This is a genomic window from Acinetobacter sp. YH16031, assembly GCF_013417335.1.
In the GTDB taxonomy this organism is placed as follows: Bacteria; Pseudomonadota; Gammaproteobacteria; order Pseudomonadales; family Moraxellaceae; genus Acinetobacter.
This window is the reverse complement of record NZ_VPED01000113.1, coordinates 1-2179: the sequence shown is the minus strand read 5'-3', so window position 1 is coordinate 2179 and position 2179 is coordinate 1. Positions and strand designations below refer to the sequence as shown.

The window sequence follows — 2179 nt, the reverse complement described above, 5'->3', positions numbered from 1 at the left end:
GGATGCATATATTGCAGAAATTACTCAACGCTTGAATCATCGTCCAAGAAAAAGACTCGGCTTTAAAAGTCCGAGTCAGGTATTATGGCAACAACATGGTGTTGCACTTCAAATGCTAATCTAAGTTACTTAATACAGGCTGAATCACGAAGAATTTTCGCCTGATACAGCTGCTGATCAGCTGTTTTCAGTAAACGGTCAACATTTCTATAGATATGCTCAGCGTCCATAATCGTTGCTCCAACACTGATACTAATCCAGGTTTTGTCATCACTACGATTGGCATGTTCCAAATTGAGCTGACGAAGAGCCTCACAAAGTTGCTCGGCAAAAGCTTTAGCTTCCTGCCAGGAAATATCTGCCAGTAAAACCGCAAATTCCTCACCCCCATAACGTGCCAGAAAGCCATTTTCAGGCAATATTTGCTGAATGGTTCGAACCAGTGTTTTTAAAATATAGTCACCTTTGAGATGGCCATAATAGTCATTATAGTTTTTAAAATAATCCACATCGATCATATAAACAGCCAGCGAAGTCTGATTTGCGATTGCATGTTCATATTGCTGCTGAAGCTGTTCATTTAAGGCAAAGCGATTATAGGCACCTGTCAGCGAATCCAACCTCACCTGCTGCGCGAGTTTCTCATTAAGCAAGGTGATATCACGCGTACGGTCCTGAACCTTCTGATCAAGTTCTTTATTCAGGCGCAAAAGCTGCTTGTTTAACAACTCGGTATTAATACTTTGCACCGCATAATCACGGCTGAGCTGAAAGGTAATTAAAATAAAATAGGCACAAGAGGTATAAAATGCAATTTCAACTGAATCAATCACCTTTAAAGCAAGTAAATAGTCATGCAAGAAGGTCAGGCAGACCAGCGCCACCGCAATAGAATTAATCTTGGAATAACGTACATCCGATTTGTGCATGCGGTAAGCGCCATAAAGCAGATTAATAAAGACCAGTACTGCAATACTAAAGCTCTGGAAAAAGAAGCTCTGGAATATATAAGGCAGCGTAAACAGGGTCACAGCTACATTGATACTAATTAGCAAAGCTGTGATTTTTAATAAATAAGGATTTAACAGTCGATATGGCAATAAATAAATATAAATCAGGAAGAACAGAGTCGCTAATTCAGTCAGTAAATACTCAAATCGTGTGCCCCATACCCAGGAAATATTCGTGAATAAAGTATAAATAAATGGGACTGCAAAGAAGCTACGTAGGCTCAAGCACAGAATAAATAACCCTAGAAACAGCAGCAAATTACCTGCTTGCGTTTTAAGGCTGCGAAACACTGCAAAGAACACCATAAAGCAGCCAATCATCAGCAGAACGCCACTGATCACACTTAAAGGGGAATTACCTGATCATAAAACTTATCCAGAATAGGCTGGTTAAAGCCAATAAACATGCTGTTTTCTAGCCCGCCACGGATATGGTGATAACTTGAAGCCTGAATGGTAATCGTCACTTCCCGCTGTGAGGGAAAGAAGCCAGCTTTGGCGCCATCATGGTCTGATGCTGACCGTGTATGCCTACCTGCCCTACTTCTATCAGGAGATGATCATCGACATACATGCGATAAGCCCCATACTGATAAGGCACATAAATATAAACCGCATGATTGATGACTGATTCAGGCAGCCTGAAGGCTTTTTGAAAAGTTCCAATATGGTCTTTATGACCTGTTAAGGTCAGGAAAGAATTAGGTAAATGAACTTTTTCAGCAGCAAGAGTCTGATTAGAGGAAGTTAACTGAGATGGTCACTGCCCAGAAGTGGGATCAATCAGCTGATTGGGGTAGAAATCCCATTCTCCATCGAGTTTGACATACTGATGATGATCAAAATTTAATTCTGTTACAGCGTATAGCTGTGGAGAAATCAAACTGAGCCATATCAACACAAATGTGTTTATGAGAATCTGCTGCATATGACTCAGAGAATAAAAAATATTTATACGAGTAGTATAACATTTTACAGCTGATCAGAGATTATACAGCTGTAAAAAATTAGTCGTTAAAGAGAGAAAAGTGATTATATAAATATAAAAAAAGCCCCCTGCGTGAGCAGAGGGCTTTTGGAATAATGAGCTGGCGATGACTTACTCTCACATGGGAGACCCCACACTACCATCAGCGCTAAGAGGTTTCACTTCTGAGTTCGGGAAGGGA

General features: G+C 40.4%; 2 protein-coding genes. Both read right to left on the bottom strand.

Annotated features, from left to right (window positions below; translation table 11 throughout):
* Positions 1–125: 125 nt before the first annotated feature.
* Positions 126–1331 (bottom strand): GGDEF domain-containing protein, encoded by a 1206-nt coding sequence (locus FTV31_RS16335; protein ID WP_180015707.1) that lies wholly within the window; start codon positions 1329–1331, stop codon positions 126–128.
* 23 nt (positions 1332–1354) lie between these two features.
* A complete protein-coding gene (locus tag FTV31_RS17470) occupies positions 1355–1477 on the bottom strand; it encodes a hypothetical protein (protein WP_257227207.1) in 123 nt (40 codons plus the stop codon).
* Between the last annotated feature and the right edge of the window lie 702 nt (positions 1478–2179).

Excerpts from the sequence above, each read along its gene's own strand:
- FTV31_RS16335 (WP_180015707.1), bottom strand. The coding sequence starts at position 1,331 with ATGATTGGCTGCTTTATGGTGTTCTTTGCAGTGTTTCGCAGCCTTAAA.